Source organism: Christiangramia sp. OXR-203 (genome assembly GCF_034372165.1).
Classification (GTDB): domain Bacteria; phylum Bacteroidota; class Bacteroidia; order Flavobacteriales; family Flavobacteriaceae; genus Christiangramia.
Map to the genome: position 1 here is coordinate 965,312 of NZ_CP139698.1, position 21,380 is coordinate 986,691.

Annotated in this window: 18 protein-coding genes; 5 read left to right on the top strand and 13 right to left on the bottom strand. The window is 39.9% G+C overall.

The annotated features are described in order from the left end of the window. Nucleotides 1-4: 4 nt before the first annotated feature. Entirely contained in the window at nt 5-1,633 is a 1,629-nt protein-coding gene (locus T8I65_RS04500; RefSeq protein ID WP_322302214.1) for an acyl-CoA carboxylase subunit beta, read from the bottom strand. A 180-nt stretch (nt 1,634-1,813) separates the two neighbouring features. On the opposite strand from T8I65_RS04500, the gene T8I65_RS04505 reads away from it, so the two are divergent. The 3 genes from T8I65_RS04505 to ettA are packed head-to-tail and all read left to right on the top strand — an operon-like array spanning nt 1,814 to nt 4,223. After that, nucleotides 1,814-1,993 (top strand): CAL67264 family membrane protein, encoded by a 180-nt coding sequence (locus tag T8I65_RS04505; protein ID WP_141877153.1) that lies wholly within the window; start codon nt 1,814-1,816, stop codon nt 1,991-1,993. A gap of 1 nt (nt 1,994) precedes the next feature. Further along, a complete protein-coding gene (locus tag T8I65_RS04510) occupies nt 1,995-2,471 on the top strand; it encodes a DinB family protein (protein ID WP_322302215.1) in 477 nt (158 codons plus the stop codon). A gap of 60 nt (nt 2,472-2,531) precedes the next feature. Beyond that, entirely contained in the window at nt 2,532-4,223 is a 1,692-nt protein-coding gene (gene ettA, locus T8I65_RS04515) for an energy-dependent translational throttle protein EttA (protein WP_322302216.1), read from the top strand. A 79-nt stretch (nt 4,224-4,302) separates the two neighbouring features. Here the strand turns inward: ettA and T8I65_RS04520 are convergent, their stop codons facing one another. Beyond that, nucleotides 4,303-4,539: a DUF1456 family protein gene (locus T8I65_RS04520; protein WP_295181959.1), complete on the bottom strand. Its 237-nt coding sequence runs from the start codon at nt 4,537-4,539 to the stop codon at nt 4,303-4,305. 2 nt (nt 4,540-4,541) lie between these two features. Continuing rightward, complete coding sequence (locus T8I65_RS04525; protein WP_322302217.1) at nt 4,542-5,834, bottom strand: DUF2254 domain-containing protein; 1,293 nt, start codon at nt 5,832-5,834, stop codon at nt 4,542-4,544. Nucleotides 5,835-6,027: 193 nt separating this feature from the next. On the opposite strand from T8I65_RS04525, the gene T8I65_RS04530 reads away from it, so the two are divergent. After that, nucleotides 6,028-6,471, top strand: a complete 444-nt coding sequence (locus T8I65_RS04530; RefSeq protein ID WP_322302218.1) for an Hsp20/alpha crystallin family protein — start codon at nt 6,028-6,030, stop codon at nt 6,469-6,471. A gap of 52 nt (nt 6,472-6,523) precedes the next feature. On the opposite strand, the gene T8I65_RS04535 is transcribed toward T8I65_RS04530, so the two are convergent. The 6 genes from T8I65_RS04535 to T8I65_RS04560 form a co-directional block, all read right to left on the bottom strand. Next, a complete protein-coding gene (locus tag T8I65_RS04535; RefSeq protein ID WP_322302219.1) occupies nt 6,524-7,744 on the bottom strand; it encodes a hypothetical protein in 1,221 nt (406 codons plus the stop codon). A gap of 92 nt (nt 7,745-7,836) precedes the next feature. Next, nucleotides 7,837-9,840: an excinuclease ABC subunit UvrB gene (uvrB, locus tag T8I65_RS04540; protein ID WP_322302220.1), complete on the bottom strand. Its 2,004-nt coding sequence runs from the start codon at nt 9,838-9,840 to the stop codon at nt 7,837-7,839. A gap of 70 nt (nt 9,841-9,910) precedes the next feature. Continuing rightward, nucleotides 9,911-11,560, bottom strand: a complete 1,650-nt coding sequence (locus T8I65_RS04545; protein WP_322302221.1) for a T9SS type B sorting domain-containing protein — start codon at nt 11,558-11,560, stop codon at nt 9,911-9,913. Next, nucleotides 11,517-14,273: a T9SS type B sorting domain-containing protein gene (locus T8I65_RS04550; RefSeq protein WP_322302222.1), complete on the bottom strand. Its 2,757-nt coding sequence runs from the start codon at nt 14,271-14,273 to the stop codon at nt 11,517-11,519. The genes T8I65_RS04545 and T8I65_RS04550 overlap by 44 nt, the downstream gene beginning before the upstream one ends. A 25-nt stretch (nt 14,274-14,298) precedes the next feature. Next, nucleotides 14,299-15,135, bottom strand: a complete 837-nt coding sequence (locus tag T8I65_RS04555) for an ABC transporter permease (RefSeq protein ID WP_322302223.1) — start codon at nt 15,133-15,135, stop codon at nt 14,299-14,301. After that, nucleotides 15,135-16,040, bottom strand: coding sequence for an ABC transporter ATP-binding protein (locus T8I65_RS04560; protein WP_322302224.1), 906 nt, complete (start codon nt 16,038-16,040; stop codon nt 15,135-15,137). The genes T8I65_RS04555 and T8I65_RS04560 overlap by 1 nt, the downstream gene beginning before the upstream one ends. A 94-nt stretch (nt 16,041-16,134) precedes the next feature. On the opposite strand from T8I65_RS04560, the gene T8I65_RS04565 reads away from it, so the two are divergent. Further along, complete coding sequence (locus T8I65_RS04565) at nt 16,135-17,199, top strand: hypothetical protein (protein ID WP_322302225.1); 1,065 nt, start codon at nt 16,135-16,137, stop codon at nt 17,197-17,199. 45 nt (nt 17,200-17,244) lie between these two features. Here T8I65_RS04565 and T8I65_RS04570 read toward each other — a convergent pair whose 3' ends face one another. The 4 genes from T8I65_RS04570 to T8I65_RS04585 are packed head-to-tail and all read right to left on the bottom strand — an operon-like array spanning nt 17,245 to nt 21,379. Further along, on the bottom strand, nt 17,245-18,303 hold the full coding sequence (locus tag T8I65_RS04570) for a nucleoid-associated protein (protein WP_322302226.1): 1,059 nt from the start codon (nt 18,301-18,303) through the stop codon (nt 17,245-17,247). A gap of 51 nt (nt 18,304-18,354) precedes the next feature. Then, a complete protein-coding gene (locus T8I65_RS04575) occupies nt 18,355-18,873 on the bottom strand; it encodes an IS1096 element passenger TnpR family protein (RefSeq protein ID WP_322302227.1) in 519 nt (172 codons plus the stop codon). Between the two features lie 24 nt (nt 18,874-18,897). Next, nucleotides 18,898-19,923, bottom strand: a complete 1,026-nt coding sequence (locus tag T8I65_RS04580) for a COX15/CtaA family protein (protein WP_322302228.1) — start codon at nt 19,921-19,923, stop codon at nt 18,898-18,900. Between the two features lie 19 nt (nt 19,924-19,942). Next, on the bottom strand, nt 19,943-21,379 hold the full coding sequence (locus T8I65_RS04585) for a CCA tRNA nucleotidyltransferase (protein ID WP_322302229.1): 1,437 nt from the start codon (nt 21,377-21,379) through the stop codon (nt 19,943-19,945). Between the last annotated feature and the right edge of the window lies 1 nt (nt 21,380).

Consider the following 21,380-nt stretch of genomic DNA (forward strand, 5'->3'; position numbering starts at 1 on the left):
GAAATCAGGTTTGGATAACACCCATATTGAAATCTTTCTCAATCGGGGCGTGGTCTGCAGCTTCTATTCCCATCGAGATCCATTTCCGGGTATCTTTAGGTTCTATTACTGCATCTGTCCATAGTCTGGCTGCTGCGTAGTATGCTGAAGTTTGTTCATCATACTTCGCTTTAAGCTTTTCGAAAACTTCCTTTTCTTTTGCTTCATCTACCTTTTCACCTTTCTTCGCCAAAGAAGCGGTTTCGATTTGTGCCAGTACTTTTGCAGCCTGAGTTCCTCCCATCACCGCAAGTTCTGCACTTGGCCATGCAGCGATCAACCTTGGATCATAAGCTTTCCCGCACATTGCGTAATTTCCAGCTCCATAGGAATTTCCTAAAATAATAGTAAATTTTGGTACTACCGAATTACTTACAGCATTTACCATTTTTGCACCATCTTTAATGATCCCGCCGTGCTCACTTTTACTTCCAACCATAAAACCGGTCACGTCCTGAAGAAAGACCAGCGGAATTTTCTTTTGGTTGCAATTTGCGATAAAGCGTGTTGCCTTGTCTGCGGAATCTGAGTAGATCACTCCGCCAAACTGCATTTCGCCTTTTTTCGTCTTTACGATCTTACGCTGATTCGCTACGATACCAACAGCCCAACCATCAATACGAGCATAACCGGTAATGATCGTCTGGCCATAGCCTTCTTTATATTCTTCAAATTCAGAATTATCAACCAATCTTTCTATGATCTTATGCATATCGTATTGATCACTTCTTTTCTTCGGAAGAATTCCGTAAATCTCATCTGGATCTTCTTTAGGTTTTACAGACTTTTTGTGGCTAAAACCAGCTCTGTCAAAATCCCCAATCTTATCCATGATATTCTGAATCTTGGTAAGAGCATCTTTATCATCTTTCGCTTTGTAATCTGTTACTCCGCTAATTTCTGAATGAGTTGTAGCTCCGCCAAGAGTTTCATTATCGATACTTTCACCTATGGCAGCTTTTACAAGATAACTTCCGGCAAGAAAGATACTACCTGTTTTTTCTACGATAATCGCCTCATCACTCATAATTGGAAGATAAGCTCCACCAGCGACACAGCTACCCATTACGGCGGCGATCTGGGTAATTCCCATACTGCTCATTACCGCATTGTTTCTGAAGATTCTTCCGAAGTGTTCTTTATCAGGGAATATTTCATCCTGCATTGGAAGAAAAACTCCTGCGCTATCCACCAGGTAGATAATTGGAAGTCGGTTTTCAATAGCAATCTCCTGTGCTCTAAGATTCTTTTTTCCTGTTATAGGAAACCATGCACCGGCTTTTACGGTAGCATCGTTTGCCACCACGATACATTGTTTCCCAGAAACATGACCAATCTTCACTACAACACCACCTCCAGGGCAGCCACCGTGTTCTTCGTACATTCCTTCACCGGCGAATGCACCGATCTCTATAGCTTTTTCAGCATCATCAAGTAGGAAATTGATGCGCTCTCTCGCAGTCATTTTGCCTTTCGCATGATGCTTTTCTATTCTTTTCTCTCCACCACCTAATTTTACCTTGGCAAGTTTCTGTCTTAATGTGGAAACCAGTAACTTGTTATGATCTTCATTCTTATTGAAGTTGATATCCATTATTTTGAATTTATTACAGGAATTTGATTATTTTAATGTGATTAATTCGAAATTAATCTCCTTTCTGAATAATTTTTAAGAATTCTCACTCAGAAATGACTTTTGCTAAAATACAAAAAGACTACAATTCTTCAGATTAATTGCGCTAATTATAATTACAAGGACACTAAAATCGCATCTATGGCAATGAACAAAAACACCATCTTCGCATGGGCCTCTTTTCTCACCTTTTTAGTTGGTGCAGCATTAGTATTATTAGGAGTATTAAAATATAAGGAATATGCCATCGGATTTTCGGTTACCGGGATAGGGTTCTTCTTTATTTCATGGGTGTTTAATGCTTTAAAGGGTCGTATATAATATGGATGTAGATGTTGTAAAGAAGCAAATAGCGATACATCTGGATGGCGGAAAAGCATTTATGCCAATTCAGAATTTGATCACGGAAATCCCCTTTGGAAAAATAGGAATACGACCTCACAATTTGCCTTATTCTATTTACGAATTGTTTTATCACATTGTATTTGCACAAAAAGATATTCTGGATTATTCTAATAGTAAAGATTATTCAGCAGCTAACTGGCCTAAGGATTACTGGCCTGAAAAGCAAAAGCCGGATAATGAAGAGGAATGGGAAGACCTTAAGAATCAGTTCTTTCAGGATAGAGAGAGCTTAAAAAGCTTTTTTACTTCTGAAGAAAATGCCCTGGATGATGTTGTCCTGAATTCAACGGAACATACAATTATAAGACAGATTATGCTGGTAATTGAACATAATGCTTACCATACTGGACAATTACTTTTGTTATGCAGATTATTGGAAATCCATGATAATTGATTTCTCTGAAAATTTCAGGATATTTGCACTCGCAATCAATTGAAAATTAATTACAAAAATATGTCAGACGATAAAAAAGTGATCTTTTCGATGTCTGGTGTGACCAAAACCTTTCCGAAGGCAAACACACCGGTATTGAAAAATATCTATTTAAGTTTCTTTTATGGCGCTAAGATCGGGATTCTTGGTCTTAACGGTTCGGGTAAATCTACCCTGATGAATATTATTGCCGGGAAGGATACGAACTTCCAGGGTGATGTGGTGTTCTCTCCTAATTATACGGTTGGAATGCTGGAACAGGAACCAGAACTTGATGATGAGAAAACGGTGCTGGAGGTTGTAAAAGAAGGTGCTGCGGAAACTGTAGCAATCCTTGATGAATACAACAAGATCAATGATATGTTCGGTTTACCGGAAGTTTATGAGGATGCAGATAAGATGCAGAAACTTATGGATAAGCAGGCGGAACTTCAGGATAAGATCGATGCCAGCAATGCCTGGGAACTTGATACCAAACTGGAAATCGCGATGGATGCTTTGAGAACTCCAGAGCCAGATAAAAAGATCGGAGTACTTTCAGGAGGAGAGAGAAGAAGAGTTGCTCTATGTAGATTACTACTTCAAGAACCAGATGTCCTTTTACTTGATGAGCCTACCAACCACCTTGATGCAGAATCTGTACACTGGCTGGAGCATCACCTGCAACAATATAAGGGTACTGTGATCGCGGTAACTCACGATAGGTATTTCCTTGATAATGTAGCTGGATGGATCCTGGAACTTGACAGGGGAGAAGGTATTCCATGGAAAGGAAACTACTCTTCCTGGTTAGATCAAAAATCTAAACGTCTTGCTCAGGAGCAGAAACAAGCAAGTAAAAGACAGAAAACCCTTGAGCGAGAGCTTGAATGGTCAAGAATGAGTCCGAAAGGAAGACAGTCCAAGCAGAAGGCGAGATTGAAGAATTACGATAAACTTCTTAGTCAGGATCAGAAGCAAATGGATGAAAAGCTGGAGATCTACATTCCAAACGGACCACGATTGGGAACAAATGTGATCGAGGCTAAGGGTGTAAGTAAAGCTTTTGGAGATAAACTTCTTTATGAAGACCTGAACTTCCAGTTGCCACAGGCAGGAATTGTTGGGATTATTGGGCCAAACGGTGCAGGTAAAACCACGATATTCAAAATGATCATGGGAGAGGAAGCTCCAGATAAAGGATCTTTCAAGGTAGGTGAAACTGCCCAGATCGCTTACGTTGATCAAAGCCATTCCAATATAGACCCTGAAAAGACCATCTGGCAAAACTTTAGTGATGAACAAGAGTTGATCATGATGGGCGGTCGCCAGGTTAATTCAAGAGCTTATTTGAGCAGGTTTAACTTTAGCGGTAGCGAACAGAATAAGAAAGTGAACATGCTTTCTGGAGGAGAAAGAAACAGGTTGCACCTGGCCATGACTTTAAAAGAAGAAGGAAACGTTCTGCTTCTGGATGAGCCTACCAACGACCTTGATGTAAACACGCTTCGTGCTTTGGAAGAAGGTCTGGATAACTTCGCTGGATGTGCTGTAGTAATCTCTCACGACCGTTGGTTCCTGGATAGGATATGTACGCATATTCTGGCATTCGAAGGAGATTCGCAGGTATACTTCTTTGAAGGTAGCTTCTCAGATTATGAAGAGAATAAGAAAAAGCGTTTGGGCGGTGATCTTATGCCGAAACGTATCAAATACAAAAAACTGGTTCGCTAAGAATTAGATTTTTCACAATTAAAAAGAGGAGTTGAAATTTGTTTCAACTCTTCTTTTTAATTTTTTATAAAGTCTAAAGCTACTTCTTCTTCGGCATTGGGCCGCGTAAGTGAATGATGAGGCCATCTAGAAAGTTCCGAAGGAATTGATCTCCACATTCCACATATTTATCATGATCTTCTCTTCTGAAGATCGCTCCAAGTTCACTTTTACTCACCTTGAAATCCACGAGTTCACAAATCTTAACGATATCATCATTAGTAAGTTTGTGAGCAACTCTTAGTTTCTTAAAAATATCATTGTTTGTTAGCGCCATGCTTATGTTGTTTGTAAATTAAAACGTTTCACCAGATTCGTAATAGTGTTAATATCCACTTCATTCTGAATAGAACTTCTGGCGTCTATAAGTATATTCTCAGCCTCCTTTCGCAGGCATTCAGAATATTCATTGTTATGTTTTACCTGTTTTTCAAGATAATAGAACATTAGAAGTAATTTCTGCACCAAAGTTATATCATGTTTGCAATATGTACGAATCGAGGCCATGATATTATACAAAAGATCTTCAAAATCGATCGTGTTTATTTTAATGTAAGCTTCTTCATCTCTAAAAATATAGCTCGTATCTCTTTTTTGCATTCTCAAGGCAAGGAGTTCAGTAAGATAATCGATCCCATTGATCGCAGTACCTGGATCATTAATTCCTGGAGACATTGCTTTTACAATGATCTCGGTCATTTGTTTGAAAGCAAGGGTATAATTATCGGCCACCAGTTCCTCTCTCGAAAAATTGAAGTTAGATAATATCAACTTTACGATCTTCTCGTCAACTTCCTTGCTGACTCTAAACAGCGGAATACCGCTAAGAACAAATATACCTTTGACCGGTAAAATATGAATCTTTACATCATGTTCTATGCATATATCCACGAGATTGGTAAATGAAATATTTTGAAGATACCCGCTTTGTTCGCTATGATAATTTTTCCAGTTCTCTGTCTCCGGAAATTCAATTTCCTTAAATTTTTGTTTGTCTACAAGTTCCTGTAGCCGGTCTTTAGCCACCCGGTATATATTCTGAAGGATATTGCTAATCTGAATACTTTGCGAAATATTATGAATAAAATAAATGAAAGAATAAAAGCATACCACCGTTTGAAGAATTCCTAGCAGCACAGCTACCCCGGGTAATTGATACTCATCTCCGGTTGGTTGTATAGCAAATAGTACGAATATGCAGTAAAGGATCGTAAATAAGAAGATTCCGAGGATTATCTGATGCCGTTTGTCACTAATCAATCCCGGTAGTAATCTGGGTGTAAAATTACTGGAGGCGTTACTGAGTAGTAACATGACCATAGAGAAACTGAAAACCATCATCGAAATAAGTCCGGAAATCAGAGAACTCAGGATGGTCATGGCAGTATCACCATTATCGATTACAAGTTGAGGAATATTTTCTACGAGGTATTTGGATATTCCGCGATTTTCCAGATACAGCATGAAGAAAGCGAAATTGAAACCAAAAAATGCTAACAATGTAGGGTAGAAGGCAATCTTGCTTTCCAGTACATTAAAGAAAGAAAGAGTACGATTATAAAGTTGCTTCATACAATTGAGATTGAGCATAAAATTAAGCAATCATTGATTAGCAGTCGGATTTTTGGTAGAAAATGGTTAAGAGAGACATTATGACATGTTTTAAATGAATAAAAACGACAAAAAGGCATGTTTTTCTTGATGGTACCGGAATTGCTATTCCTTTTATGAAATTAAAATGATTAATAATCTAAAACATAAAACTATGAGTCTTATTAAGCGAAATGAAACAGGTTGGTTGCCATCAGTTATTGATGATATGTTCAAAAATGACTGGCTTGGTGGAACTACGAATGTGAACAGTATTGGAACCAGTATTCCGGCAGTAAATATCAGAGAAACTGAGGACAGTTTTTCTGTTGAAGTTGCTGCTCCAGGAAAAGTGAAAGAGGATTTTAATATAGAACTTGATAATGATGTTCTAACTATTTCTTCGGAAGCTAAAAAGGAGGCTGAGAAATCTGAAGAGCAGGGTAGATTTACTAGAAGAGAATTTAGCTACAGTAATTTTAGAAGAGCTTTTAGTCTTCCAGATTCTGTAGATAGCAGCAAAATATCCGCAACCTATAAAAATGGTGTTCTGGAAATTGCTCTTCCGAAGAAAGAAGAAGCGAAAGTACAGGCTAAAAGGTTGATCGATATTTCGTAACCAATGGTAGTTTGATTAGTTAAAGTTGAAGAGCGCTCTACGGAGCGCTTTTTTACTGACTTAAAAGTATCCACCTGTTTCCCGCACTCTGAATTGTAAAGATCTGTCCAGACTTGATGCTAGGAACTTTGGCGTTTGTTCTTGGATCGAATAGGTCATCACCTCCTGTAAACTGGAAAAACTTTTCAGAATTTCCAGGCCAGTTGATAAGACGTAATATTCGTCCTTTATTTGAAGCAGATGCAGGCATGATCAATCCGGTAACCTGATTATTAATTCTCAGGGTTCCTACGTCATCAGTTATTGCATAGTCGGCTACAGCACTGGTTGTAGAGCTGTAATTTTCGAAGCCAGCATTGGTCCAACTTACCTGTCCGTTTGCATTGATAGACATTACCTGACCTTCTGTACCTCTATTCAAAGGCAGTACATATTCAGTTTCCGGACTGGTTCCTATTCCTATTCGTCCGTTAAAGTAGCCGGCGTACACATTGCTGTTTGCATCTCCGGTAGCAATACTGTAAATCCCGAAAATATTTCCCACGCCCTGAATGGATCCAATTTCAGAATAGATCCCGTAGTTATTACTTCTCGCTCCAAAAGTTCTTCCAACGCGGTTGTATATTCCGTAGATATCATTCGTGCCGGTATTCTGATAGGTTTCGTTGAATATTCCATAATGAATCCCAAGACCCACACCACCAACATTGTTTTTAATTCCATATTTGTTACCGTTGGTAGCGCTTCTATTGTCACTAAGAATTCCGTAAGTGGTAAGGTTATCTGTAGCGGAGTTCGCGTTATCTACCTCAAGACCTTTTTTAAGCCCGGTATCTTTGCCCGAAGCGATGGCAATTTGCAATCTTGAGGAAATCTGATCTGTACCAATACCCATGCTGGCTTCGCGAAATATGGGTTCTGTAATATTATTCGGGGAGACAGTCGTTCCGGTTTTATAGAAGTTTGCTGTATTAGTTTCTGCAGCGATCGCTTTCCATTTCTTTTCCATAGCATTCCAGAAATAGAATCCTTCTGGAAAACCGCTAACGCTTTTACTTAAAAATACCAGCATTCCATGTTGCTCTTCCGAAGGTAAAACAATTGGAAATTTCGCAATTCTTGGTATTAAGATACCATCAATACTTGCTGGATCTGCAGTGTTAGTCGCCACAATATCCAACTGTGCTTTAGGCTCTGAGGTTCCAATTCCTACCTGTGCCTCGAGTTGAGACATCATCATACCCATTAAAAACAGGCATATAATTTTTTTCATGAACAAACAATTTAGCTTGCCATAGAAGTGGATCTAGGGACGAATTGGGTGATCCAAATATATACGAATAATCAACACTGCAACTATTTATTTTAGTCGCTATCGTTAATTTTTCCCTGGAGTATTTTGATTTCATCTCTCAACTTGGCGGCCTGCATAAAATCCAGTTCCTTTGCAGCCGTTTCCATAGCTTTTCGCTTCTCCCGAACTTTCTTTTCCATCTGTGGCTTGGTGAGATATTCGGCTTCAGCTTCAGCAGCTTTTAAGTCGGTGTGTTCCTCGTCACCATAAATATCCAGTTTTTGCTTAACCAGGGCACTGTCAAATTTCTTATTTAGTTTAGTAGGAGTAATGTTGTGTTCCTTGTTATAATCCATCTGCTTCCGGCGACGATACTCAGTCTGGTCGATCGTTTGCTGCATACTATCTGTTATTTTATCTGCATACAGAATAGCTCGTCCATCCACATGTCGGGCAGCTCTACCAATGGTCTGAGTTAAAGATCGGTTACTTCTCAAAAAACCTTCTTTATCTGCATCGATGATCGCAACCAGGGAAACTTCTGGTAAATCCAGGCCTTCACGCAGTAGGTTTACACCTATAAGAACGTCAAAGATTCCGCGTCGAAGATCCTGCATGATCTCTACGCGTTCCAACGTATCAACATCAGAATGTATATAGCGACAGCGTACATCGATGCGCGTCAGATATTTCGCCAGCTCTTCCGCCATCCTTTTAGTAAGCGTAGTAACCAGGGTTCTTTCATCTCTTTCTACTCGAACATGAATCTCTTCAATTAGATCATCGATCTGGTTTAAACTTGGACGCACTTCCACAATGGGATCAAGCAAACCTGTAGGTCTAATAACCTGTTCCACATACACTCCTTCACTTTTCTGAAGTTCATAATCTGCTGGAGTCGCACTTACATAGATTACCTGATTCTGCAGGGCTTCAAATTCCTCGAATTTCAATGGTCGGTTGTCCATCGCAGCCGGGAGTCGGAATCCATAATCAACCAGGGTCTCTTTTCTAGAGCGGTCACCACCATACATGGCGTGAACCTGCGGAATGGTTACGTGACTTTCGTCTACGATCATTAAGTAATCATCTGGAAAATAATCCAGCAAACAGAAAGGTCTGGTACCGGGAAGACGTCCATCCAAATAGCGAGAGTAATTCTCAATACCCGAGCAATAGCCAAGTTCCCGTATCATTTCAAGATCGAAATTCGTTCTTTCATCCAGTCTTTTTGCCTCTAGAGTTTTACCAATATCAGAGAAGTATTCAACCTGCTTCACCAGGTCATCCTGAATTTGATGGATCGCACCTTTTAAAACATCAGGTGAGGTCACGAACATATTCGCAGGATAAATATTCAATCGTTGATATTTCTCGATAACATCATTAGTTCCTGGATCGAAGGCTTCGATCTCCTCAATTTCATCTCCAAAGAAGTGGATTCTGAAAGCACTATCGGCATAACTTGGAAACACGTCTACCGTATCACCTTTTATTCTGAAATTTCCATGTGAAAATTCAGCCTCTGTTCTGGAATAGAGCGACTGCACCAGGCTATGCAAAAATTTGGTTCTGCTAATTTCCATATCTCGTTCTATGGAAACCACGTTCTTTTTGAATTCAACAGGATTACCAATCCCGTAAAGACACGAAACTGAAGCAACCACGATCACATCGCGTCTTCCGCTTAGAAGAGAAGAAGTGGTGCTTAAACGTAACTTTTCGATCTCCTCGTTGATGGAAAGATCTTTTTCTATGTAGGTTCCGGAAGTGGGTATAAAAGCTTCTGGCTGGTAATAATCATAATAACTCACGAAATACTCTACAGCATTCTCCGGGAAGAACTGCTTGAATTCTGAATATAGCTGGGCGGCAAGGGTTTTGTTATGTGCCAGCACGAGCGTCGGCTTTTGCACCTCTTCAATAACATTGGCGACCGTAAAGGTTTTACCAGAACCGGTTACTCCCAGTAACGTCTGGAACTGTTCGTCTTTATTGATCCCGCTAACGAGTTGTTTGATAGCATTGGGCTGATCTCCCGTAGGTTTATAATCAGATTTTATATCGAATTTCATGAGGCAGTCTTCCTTTTTCCTAGCCCGACGAAATTAAACAATTACAGAGCTTTATTCAAGTTTTTGGCATTTACCTAACAAGTGAGAAATGCCCCTTAAATTCCTGTCCAGTTTGTAATAAGACGCGAAACCAGTAGTCATCTGCTGGCATAGGCTTGCCATCAAATGTGCCGTCCCAGCCTTTGCCTGCCGCAGTTAGTTTTGAAATTAATTTTCCGTAGCGGTCAAATATGCTAATCTTATTGGAGGCAGCCGTTTCGCTGCTAATACCATTTAACTGCCAGGTATCATTGATCCCATCCTGATTTGGTGTAAAAAAGTTATCATACCCAATGATAGCAATTTGGGTTTTGATAATAGCGCACTGCTTCAGGTCACGGATGTAAAGATCCTGAAAACCAGAAGTTACATTCTCAAAAGTAGTACTCGTTTGAAAAGGACCATCTTCGCTTCCTATAGAATATTCATATGCTTCTGTGTTCGGCAAACTTATTTCAACAGTATTACTATTAGAATTGATAACAGGCTGAACGAGGGAAAAGCTTTCCACATTGGGAGGTTCATTTAGAATAAGTTCTATTCTGGTAATATTAAAGCAATCTGGACTCCCTGCTTCGGAAGTTCTTGCAAACAGGCTCTCTGCTCCGGCTGAAGTATACAAACTTGAAATAGCGTTGGAATTTTCCCGGGCGGCATTTTCCGAAATGAAAAAGACTATATTGTGAGCTCCATTGATTCCATTCAGGATTTCGTTATAAAGATCGCTTAACTCAAAATCAGCGAGATTATCCTTGTCCAGATCGCATTGCTCAAATTCTAAATTTTGAGCAACCAGAGGTCCATCATTGATGGTCAGGGTGAAGTCTGTGATCTTGGAACAACCGGTAAGATCATTTTCGATTCGGGCAAATATGGGTCTACTTGGGACGTCACTTGTATAAATATCGCTCAATGCATTGATACCATCAGTAGCATCGGCAATGGTCTCATGGTAAGTTAGTGTAGTACTATTCTGAATATTAATAACTGGTGTATTCTGGCTAAGATCGAAAATCGCGCTGCCATTTGCGTTACAGGTTTCCAGATCTATGCCTTCATTATATTGCGGACCATCAGGAAAAGGAAATCCGCCGGTAGTAGCTGTTCCTGTCCATTCCAGTTCAAACGGACTGTTTCCCACAGGTCTGTCTATCACGATAAAATAAGTTTCCCCGGGCTGTACATCTAGATTTGCAACAAAGCTATCACCATCTGGTCCAGGTCCTTCGCTTGTTTCTGTCGATCTGGGGTTTAAACCGGTGAAATTGGATGCTAAACCTGCGGCATTAGGATTTGTGGTAGAACAGCGAATAGCGTTTCCAAGGTTGTTACAGCTGGCATTTGGGCCAAAAATAAAGAAATCGTAATCTACATTAATATCGCTGCTGGTAGGTTTTAAATTGAAGCCCAATGATCCTGCTTTGGTGATTTCGATCTCCAGCCAGAGAGAGTTAGTTTCCTGGCTTGCACAATGGTTGGTGCCATTGAGTTCCTGGGTACCTATACCATCTGCATTGCTGGATATCCTGCCATCACCACAAATTTTAATCGCTCCACTACAATCACTTGCAGGATTCTGAGCGCTTGAAAGTGCTGAGAAGAAGAGGAAGAGAATTAATAATCTTAATAATTTCATGTTATTCTCTAATAAGGGAGAAATGTCCTTTAAAAATTTTACCATTTTCGAGGCTTACTTCAAACCAGTAATCATCTGCCGGCATTGGTCTGCTATTGAAGTTACCATCCCAGCCCTTAGTTTCTTTAGGAAGCATGGCTAGAATCTTCCCATACCGATCATAAATTATAATCTTCTGAAATTTGAATCCGGGTTCAGAAATATCGTAAGGTCTCCAAAGATCATTCGAACCATCATTGTTTGGAGTGAAAAACGGCGGATGTCCATATAAAGTAACCTGCATTTCGCCTGTTGCACATCCCATACTGTTCTTTATATAAATAGTATGTTGTCCTCCAGGAACTCCTCGAAATTCCGGATTGGATTGATAGGGTCCGTTCTTATTGTCCAGGGCGTACACCGTATTATCGTCGGTTGAATTGGTGAAAATTAAGAGATCATTTTCGCTGCCGTTATTGGAAATCTCTATTTCAGAAATTTCAGGAGCTTCAAATTTTTCAACATTAAAATTGATAGATCTTCCGCAGCCAGATTCCTTTAATGTGAGGCTTAAAGAATAGCTGCCAGAATCGTTTACCTCAATGGTTCTGCCAGTTTCGCCGGTACTCCATAAGTAATCGAATTCATCAGGATTGGCAAGATCAAGATCATTACCAAGAATTACCGGGAAATCTGCTGCGCAACCATTCAGGTTCATCAGAGATTGAACTGCCGGGAAACCGGTCATTTCCAAATCTATACTGCCAAATCCATAGCAAATATTATCTGCATCTGCCCTAATATATAAGGTTTTTGGACTCGTAACATAATTATCAGGCAATGTATTAGTGCCAAGAATCGCATCATCTTCAGAAGTATGAAAGCTCAGCCGAACATCAGGGTTTAAGTCAAGATCGGTCATGGCATTTTCAGCAATGGTACCCAAATTATATTCAGCGGTCCCATCTCCCAGATCACAGCCTGTAGCTGTTTCCAGTGATAGATCCACACTTTCGGTAGTTTGGAGCCTGAAACTTTCTATATCGTAACACTCACTTCCGAAGCCACTAATTTTCACAAAAACCTCTTCATTAGGAGCGTTGTTCCGGTAAATGTTATCCAGGGTAAGTTCGTTGTTCATATCGGCAATAGCATCTGCCTCACTTCCGTAGAAAAATAGTTGAATACCCGTTTGGCCCTGTGATAACTCTTCCTTCGCAAGCTGAAGATTAAAAGTTGCAATCCCATCTGTTGGATCTGAATCCTGGACATCACATTGTTTCAGGATAAAATCTGATGGAACATTGGGAATCTCAAAAATAGTCACTTCTTCACAAACCGGGTCCTGAAGAATTCCATTGATGATCCCTGTAAGACTCACCGTATAAGTTCCTGTGGCACTGTAGGTGTGCATAGGTGCTGAGGCAGTTGAGGTGGCACCATCTCCAAATTCCCATATAAAGGCATCATATTTCGAAGCATCTCCTGCGGTAAATTCTGTAGTCTGTCCCAGGCAGATATTCTCATACTCAAAATTATTATTGAAGAGAGACTGCACAAATGGGGGCAGACCGAGCCTAACAACTTTGGGAGAAATATCTAAACTGTTATGTCGGTAATTTACGTTTACAGCGTCTTCTTCGGGTTCATTGATCACAGACATCAGGTTCCATCTAACGAAGCCACCATCAGTAGAGTAGCCAGCACGATATATCTTGCCATTGGGCGCTAATTGTAAGGCTCCAGCAACATTTCTGGAGGAATTTATCAAGGAAGCGGAAGAAGCAATATCTGTAGCTTCGAGATCAAATTGATATAACTCACCATTTTGTAACACATCTTCTGTATTATAATTATTGGAAGTTGCATAGAGTTTAGTGGATTCCGGAGAAAATTCTATGCCGTAAGGATAGGCATTGGCCAGGAGCAATTTTTCATTGGAAACTCTACCGCTAAGATCATTAAAATCGTATAGAAATACCTTTCCGGTTTTCTTAGCACCTCCCGACCGCGGACTCCCAATGCTGGTTCCACTATAAGCCGCAGCCAGGTAATTTCCATTTGGAGAGATCTTCATATAACCCGGAGCTGTAACGTTTAGATCCTGTTCGTTGATCCTGGGAGGGAAATTGTTATTGATAGTGGAAATGACTGCGTTCGTATTTACTCCTGCGGAACTTACTCTAAATGAGTAGAATTTATTAGTAAACTGAGTGACCACCCAGTACGAAACACAATCTCCCGCGATCACTGCGGAAATCTTTTCAGAACTTTTGAATTCTTTTTCTACTGGATCTGAAGGATCGTAGGTAACCAGGTGAGTATTCTTTGTACCAGCAATAATACCGCCATTTCCATTGTCAAGACTCATGTCTACTTCAGAAAAATGAACACCTTCAATAGGATCATTAGTTACCCGAAAGTAATCTGGTTTATCCACGGTAAAAATATAATAGAACCCGGGATTTGCAGGCTTTGGAACAATGATCGCCGATTGCGTACTGGAAACATTTCCTTTAAGATCACTCCCATTTAACATTACCTGATGATTGCGATTGTAAACCGTTGAACCATCAGTATAAAAAAGAAGATTTCCGTTTCTGTCTGAGATACTTGCAGAACCTTCGATAGTGTTCAGAACACCGTTAGTAAGCGGAACCGCCTCGCCTGAAGTAAAGGATAATCCAGCGCCTACACCAAAATACCAGTTTGCTGCTTCCTGCTGGCCGCACATGAGTGTCGGCAGCAGGAATATGGCAAGGATGATTTTCAACTTCATACTAACGTAAAGCTATAAAATAAGTCTATAAATCACGCTTCTTAAGTAGAAATAATGAAAGGTATACAAATATGAAAACCCAGGCGATCACGATGAGTAACTGGTACCAGTGGATGCCATAATCTTTATCCAATTCTCCGCCAATCTGGTTGGCCGCTGTTTGTACTGCATTCAACCTGGAAAATGGTTCTAAAACAAGATTGCTCATGGATTCCAGAGGGAAAAACTGCATAATATTGGTTGCAATATCGGTTCCTTTAAAGACCTTGAAATTAAGAACGGCGTACACGATTCCTTCAAAAATTGCCCATACTACCAGGAATCCCAGGGCGAATGCAGATCTTTTGATCAGTATTCCAAGAAACATACAGAATGCAAAGAACCCGGTAAGTTTAACAAAGTAAGCCAGCAGATATTCCAGGTCTGAAACTACTATTGAAAATTCAGTAAAATCTGAAAAGGAGTACCCAAGGATAATGGTTACTAAAAAAAGGAAGATCGTAGATATTCCTGAAAACACCAGTACTGTTAGAAATTTGGAAAGAATGAATTCCTTTTTGCTCAATCCATCAATTAAATTCTGTTTGATCGTACGGTTGCTGTATTCGTTCGACATCATGGAAACGATGACGATCGCAAGAAAGATCTTCAGCAGGGCAGCGATATAACTATTAAAATGCCATATGTAAGGAAAATTGAAAATTCCCTGGTCTGCAACTCTAAACTGTATCTGGCCAATATTGAACTCAATAGAAGCGATAAGCGCAATAAATGTGATGAGTATAAAATAAGTGATAATCAGGATCCTGGCAGATCTGCTATATCGTAATTTATTGTATTCTATTTCGAGTAAACGTAACATTATGCTTCGGCGGTTTGATTGGTTAATTGAAGGAATTGTTCTTCCAGGCTTTCTTTACGCTTTATCAAAAACGATAAGGACAATCCCTGGTCAAATAAATACCGGTTGATCTCTTCTGCTTCCATTGGTTCGTCGAGGAAAGCGGTAAGCGTTCCTTCTTTGTCGGTGATCTTACCAATTTTTGGATGCCTTTCGAGCAATTCCTGAAGTCTTATCATGTTGCCGGCCTTTAGTTCAAAGAATCCGTGACTGCTAACGATTTCGTCAACGGGACCGCTATATAGTTTTACGCCTTTCCGAATAATAACTACATGAGAACAGACCTTTTCTACTTCATCAAGTAAATGTGATGCCAGCAAAATGGTAGTTCCACCAGAGGCGATCTTTCTTATGATCTCCCTAATCTGGTGAATTCCCTGTGGATCGAGTCCGTTTGTAGGTTCATCCAGAATTAGGATTTCAGGATCGTTGAGAAGCGCCGAAGCGATCGCCAGACGTTGTTTCATACCCAGTGAAAATGTTTTGAACTTACTGTCTTTTCTATCAAGCAAGCCAACGATCTCCAGTTTTTCCTCGACCTTGGCTTTGTTAGTGCCTTTGATCTTGCAAACCAGTGCCAGATTTTGTGCCGCAGTCATATAAGGATAAAAGTTAGGATGCTCTATAATGGCCCCCACCTTTTTCAAAGCATTATGAGTAGAGGTATTGCCATCGAACCAGCGAAAATCGCCCGATGTTTTATTAACGACATTGAGAACCATTCCAAGGGTTGTGGATTTACCGCTTCCGTTAGGTCCAAGTATACCGTAAACGTTACCTTTTTCAATGCTGAAACTCAGGTTGTCCACGGCGGTCATTCCGCCAAATTTTTTGGTGAGATTGTTTAGTGTTAGTATTGTTTCCAAGATTGATGAATTGTTTGATATGTGTTGACGAAGTTAGACTTTTGTTACAAGTTTTAGCATATTAAGCTTATTTTTGAGCAAAACGAGGGATTTTATGGAAGAAAAACTGATGTCACAAAAGAAGCCGGCGTTCCCCGTGAACGAACGCTTTAACCGTTATCTTCAGAAATATAACCGTAATACCAAGATTCCAGTTTTTTATGATGATCTCCTCAGGTTTTCAGGTTCTGTAGTGGTGTATGACCAGCACGATGAGGATACGTTCTGGGTACGTTGTTATTATCCTGAATTTGAGCGTGTAGAGATCGATAACAGTCTTAAAAAAGTATATACCATCCTACACTCCGATGGTAGTGATGATTCTCTTAATTATCTGAATGTCGATGCGATCGATTATTGCACCTTTGGAAATTCAAAACCCTTCAGAATAAAGGTTCGGAATATTCTGAATGATAGTTTCACCTATTTCTATGTGAAAAAAGCTGATGCTTCTAGGTTATACGGACTCGAATTCGAGCACTTACTTTCTCCACACAGGATTAATTTTCTGGTTTACAAAGACACCCTGATTGAAGAGCATATTGCGGGAATTCCCGGCGATGTATTTATTGAAGATCATTTGCCAAAATGTGATCTTCGGGCAAAAACCCAGATCGCCAAGCAATTCGTAAAGTTCAATGAGCGCTGTACTGTACGATTATTAGGTGATATGAGATCTTATAATTATGTGGTGATCCCAACTCATGATTTCGACCATGTAGAGTATCAGATTCGCGCAATCGATTTTGATCAGCAGTGTTTCGAGGGTAACTTGAAAGTATACCGTCCCCAGTTTTTTAAAGAGAACTTCCAGATGGTACAATTGGTTTCAGACAAACTTGAGAACTCATCTATAGAACAATACAGAAAAGAAGAGCGTTCCTTGCTGGCTAAAAGAATGATCAATACGCAGAGCAGGTATAAAGAGCTCATTCGTTGCATGATCAATGATCATGTGTCTACCAAGGATAATGTGAAAATGCTTAGAAATCAACTGTATGCCTTCTCTAAGGATATGAAGTTTAAAAGGGCAAGTACCATGGGACAGATCCTGCGAACCGCGCTGGATTTCGTGAGAAGAAATTATGAAAATGTAAATACTCAGCGTATGCTGGATTAAAAAAAGCGGTGAAAAATTCACCGCTTTTTTTGAGTCTTTATTATTCTATTTCTTTTCCTCTTTGTTGAAGTAAACGAGGTAATAATACATCTGCTTATCTTCATCCCATCCTTTTTCCACGAATTTTTCAGCCGACTCTGCGCTTACAAAATCCATTTTGATCTGGATGTTTGTGTCCAAGGTGATCACGTTTTTGATCTTCTTACGTGCATCTGTTACCGCTTTGTTCGCGATGGGGAAGTTAGTAAGATCTTCAACTTTATATTTCGGAGCTTTTTCAGTTTTATAATTCTGAAATTCGGGGATAAGATCTGGATTATCGATCACAGAATTGATATAATTTGACTCCTCGAAGTCATCGTTCTTAGCGAAGTAATCCATACTTCGGTTCATGAACATTACTTCCTGTTTTTTATCTTCCGCAGGCAAGACCACGTCCTTGGCAAAATTCTTGGCAAAGTTCAGGTAGTTCTTGGTGAAGTAATTCTCATCTGCCAGCACATCCACACCTAAAAAGTTTTCCAGCCAGTATTTCGTGTCATAGCGATTGGAATCAACAGAAAGAATTTTAAAACCTTCTGCCTGGTTGCTATTGAAGATTATAGCGCCTTTATCCAGTTTCTGTAAATTCACTCCCTGCTGCACGACCATTTCCAAATTGCTCTGGCTTTGTTCAAATTGCAGGAAATCGTGCTTCAACTCAGATTTAAAGATGCCAATAGCCGGCACTTTCACATTATCCAATTGCATTCCTTCAAAGTAAACGACATAAACTTCACCGCTTTTAATATGCGGATGAGTAGATTGTTCATAAAGCAGGGTTGCTATCTTCTTGGAATATTCATGGGTGTTATAAGGATCGTTAAAGATCTTGTTGGAAAGATCGTATAATTCGTTGAACTCAATATCGGTTTCATGATGAAAACGATAATATGATTCCTCTTTTTCGCGAAAAGGCTTCAGGAAATACTCCTTGATAAGAGGTTTGATCTCATCATCAAGTTTGAAGGTAGAAGCGGAAAGAAAGATATTTTCACCGCGATTCTTATTTCCAACCCTATGGATAGATAGCGATTCTATCTGCGCATTAAAAAGATTGATCATATATTTCTGAAGTTATTTTAAAAGTTAGTTTTCTTTCTGAAGTAATGCTACTTAATTCCAGTTCTCATCGAACTCGAAATCATCGTATCCATCGGTTCCGTAACTATCACCAAAACCGTCGTCATCTGGTGAGCCATCTTCATTTTCACCTGTAAATTCCTTTTCCGGAGCATCATCAGGGATCTGTCCATGAACATACATGAGGTTTGGATAATCTGTACCTTCTTCAGCTTCTGCAATTTGAGCAAGCTCTACAAAGAAAGTCCACATTTTCAGAAAATCATACACGTAGATAAGCTTTGTTTCCTTTTCAGAAAGAACACTATCCAGCGTTGTCTCATTCATCAATTTGATAGAAGTATCATTTCCACTCATATCGAACTGGTGAATTTCTTCACCCTGGTTCCATTCCTTGTCACTTATGTAAAAAGAAGCCATTTCAGTTCCGTCGAATCCAAAAGACTGAACGATAGTGTTATGGAGATCTTCCAGTGTGCTGTCATGTAACATTTCGATGTCTCTGAAAACATCTTCCTTAGCATCTAAAATTACACGAAATCTATATATCATATCTCAAAAAATTGGAGGGCAAAGTTACGTTTTTTTAATCTTTTCAGGCGCATAAATAGTCTCCATTAACAGGTAGAATTGAACACCAAATAGGAGGGAGGCTATCACCAGGTGAAGTGGTTGTGACAAAAAGGGGAAGTCGAAATTATACATGGCGACTCCAGTTGCAACTTCCAGTAAAATAAAGGCGATTACCCAATTCACCCGTGACTGGAATAAGTTATTCTGGCGATTTTTCCACCATAAGAATACATTCAAAAGCAGCACTATTATAGAGAAAGATCTGTGAATATAAAAAGTAAGATTCGGGTCGGCCAGCCATAATTCTTCAGTATTATAGCCGAAATTTCGAACCTGCTCATCTACAAATTGTCGAACCTGTGTGCCCATCACCACCTGTATGAGCGTTAGGATCACAGCGACAACTAGAAGATTTTGAAACGTATTGGTTTTAAATTTTCCTGAAGTGTGCTCCCGGCTTATATATAAAAGGTATAGCAAAACGGCGACGATCACCAGGGCCATTACCATATGAATAGTGATCTTGGCCGGTGCCAGTACCGAATATACCACTGTAGCTCCAAGCCATGCCTGGAATCCCATCATAAATACGCTAAGCCAGGATAGGATCGTGATCCTTTTACTTTTTCTGAATTTTTTAAACGACAGTATTGCCATGATCAGGACGGCAATTCCTGCTAGAGCTCCTACAAGCCGATTGATATATTCTACCCACGTATGAGTTGGGTTGAAAATGGCATAGTCATGCTTTTCATAGCTTTCCCAGTTATTCGAATTATAGTTTTCTGCTGAAGTAAAATCTGAAACGGCAACCTTTAAGGTTTCATCTACGATGATCACCTGTCCTTCTTTATAAGCTCTGTTCGGCTGAAATTTAATTTCTGAAACTTCAGAAGGAGGGATGTAGTATCCAAAGCATTTTGGCCAGTCAGGACAGCCCATGCCTGAGCCGGTCATTCTAACCACGGCGCCGGCAACTATTACAAGATAAACCAGGATTAACGAGATTTTGACCCAATTTCTATACATAGCAATATTTATTTAAAGCCTAACTTTTTTCCGCAACGCTCAATCCGAGTTTGTTACCCATCTTCAGCATAAAATCCATGGCAGCGTCACGCTCATTCGGAATTTCACCTTCAAGGATCGCCTCTTTAATGGCATCCTTAATTTGTCCAACTTCACGACTAGGAGTGATCCCAAATGTGCTCATAATTTCTTCGCCACTTACTGGTGGCTGGAAATTCCTAACATGATCTCGTTCTTCCACTTCTTCGATCTTTTGCCGAACCAGTTGAAAGTTGTTATGATATTTTCTGAAGCGTTTGGGATTTTTGGTCGTGATATCGGCCTCACAAAGGGTCATAAGGTCTTCTATGTGATCACCGGCATCAAAGATAAGTCGTCGCACGGCAGAATCGGTCACATGATCGTCTGCTACCGCAATAGGTCTCGAACTCATCAACACCATTTTCTGGACGAACTTCATTTTCTCATTTAAGGGAAGTCGCAACCGCTTAAATAATTTGAAGACCATTTTCGCGCCCACAAACTCGTGACCGTGAAAGGTCCATCCAATTTTCTTATGAAATTTCTTGGTTGGAGCTTTTCCAATATCATGTAGTAATGCGGCCCAGCGCAACCAAAGATCATCGGTATTCTTTGCAATATTGTCTACAACTTCCAGAGTATGCCAGAAATTGTCTTTATGGGTCTGTCCTTCTACTTCATCAATCCCCTGTAAAGCGGTAAGCTCAGGTAAGATCTTAGCCAGAAGGTCAGCTTTAAATAATAGTGATAGACCTTTGGAAGGTTTTTTACTCAACAGGATCTTGTTAAGCTCATCCATGATGCGCTCTTTTGAAATGATCTTGATCCTTTTATTATTTCTTTTAATTGCTGAAAGTGATTCTGCTTCGATCATAAAATTAAGCTGCGAAGCGAATCTAATGGCGCGATACATTCGAAGTGGATCGTCTGAATAGGTGATATCAGGATCTAAAGGTGTTCTAATGATCCTGTCCTGAAGATCTTTATAACCATTAAAAGGATCGAGCAGGTCTCCAAAACCATTTGCATTCAGTTTTAAAGCCAGTGCGTTGATGGTAAAATCACGCCTGTTCTGATCATCTTCCAGGGTTCCGTTTTCTACGATTGGTTTGCGACTATCCTTGCGATAACTTTCTTTCCTCGCACCCACGAATTCGATCTCCATATCATTAGCTCGAAGCATGGCCGTGCCAAAATTCTGAAAAACCTGAACCTTGGGCTTGTTTGGTAATAGATCTGAAACCTTTTGTGCAAGTTCGATTCCGCTGCCAACTGCTACGATATCAATATCTTTAGGTTCACCGCGCTCAAGAATATGGTCACGTACAAATCCACCAATCACATAGGCGTCGACTTCAAGCTCATCTGCAGCCTGGGAAATAACAGAAAAAATTTTATGATGTAAAGCTTTGCTGTAATTATGGTATTTCGGCATC

Excerpts from the sequence above, each read along its gene's own strand:
- T8I65_RS04500 (WP_322302214.1), bottom strand. The coding sequence starts at position 1,633 with ATGGATATCAACTTCAATAAGAATGAAGATCATAACAAGTTACTGGTT.
- T8I65_RS04505 (WP_141877153.1), top strand. The coding sequence starts at position 1,814 with ATGGCAATGAACAAAAACACCATCTTCGCATGGGCCTCTTTTCTCACC.
- T8I65_RS04510 (WP_322302215.1), top strand. The coding sequence starts at position 1,995 with ATGGATGTAGATGTTGTAAAGAAGCAAATAGCGATACATCTGGATGGC.
- ettA (WP_322302216.1), top strand. The coding sequence starts at position 2,532 with ATGTCAGACGATAAAAAAGTGATCTTTTCGATGTCTGGTGTGACCAAA.
- T8I65_RS04520 (WP_295181959.1), bottom strand. The coding sequence starts at position 4,539 with ATGGCGCTAACAAACAATGATATTTTTAAGAAACTAAGAGTTGCTCAC.
- T8I65_RS04525 (WP_322302217.1), bottom strand. The coding sequence starts at position 5,834 with ATGAAGCAACTTTATAATCGTACTCTTTCTTTCTTTAATGTACTGGAA.
- T8I65_RS04530 (WP_322302218.1), top strand. The coding sequence starts at position 6,028 with ATGAGTCTTATTAAGCGAAATGAAACAGGTTGGTTGCCATCAGTTATT.
- T8I65_RS04535 (WP_322302219.1), bottom strand. The coding sequence starts at position 7,744 with ATGAAAAAAATTATATGCCTGTTTTTAATGGGTATGATGATGTCTCAA.
- uvrB (WP_322302220.1), bottom strand. The coding sequence starts at position 9,840 with ATGAAATTCGATATAAAATCTGATTATAAACCTACGGGAGATCAGCCC.
- T8I65_RS04545 (WP_322302221.1), bottom strand. The coding sequence starts at position 11,560 with ATGGTAAAATTTTTAAAGGACATTTCTCCCTTATTAGAGAATAACATG.
- T8I65_RS04550 (WP_322302222.1), bottom strand. The coding sequence starts at position 14,273 with ATGAAGTTGAAAATCATCCTTGCCATATTCCTGCTGCCGACACTCATG.
- T8I65_RS04555 (WP_322302223.1), bottom strand. The coding sequence starts at position 15,135 with ATGTTACGTTTACTCGAAATAGAATACAATAAATTACGATATAGCAGA.
- T8I65_RS04565 (WP_322302225.1), top strand. The coding sequence starts at position 16,135 with ATGGAAGAAAAACTGATGTCACAAAAGAAGCCGGCGTTCCCCGTGAAC.
- T8I65_RS04570 (WP_322302226.1), bottom strand. The coding sequence starts at position 18,303 with ATGATCAATCTTTTTAATGCGCAGATAGAATCGCTATCTATCCATAGG.
- T8I65_RS04575 (WP_322302227.1), bottom strand. The coding sequence starts at position 18,873 with ATGATATATAGATTTCGTGTAATTTTAGATGCTAAGGAAGATGTTTTC.
- T8I65_RS04580 (WP_322302228.1), bottom strand. The coding sequence starts at position 19,923 with ATGTATAGAAATTGGGTCAAAATCTCGTTAATCCTGGTTTATCTTGTA.
- T8I65_RS04585 (WP_322302229.1), bottom strand. The coding sequence starts at position 21,379 with ATGCCGAAATACCATAATTACAGCAAAGCTTTACATCATAAAATTTTT.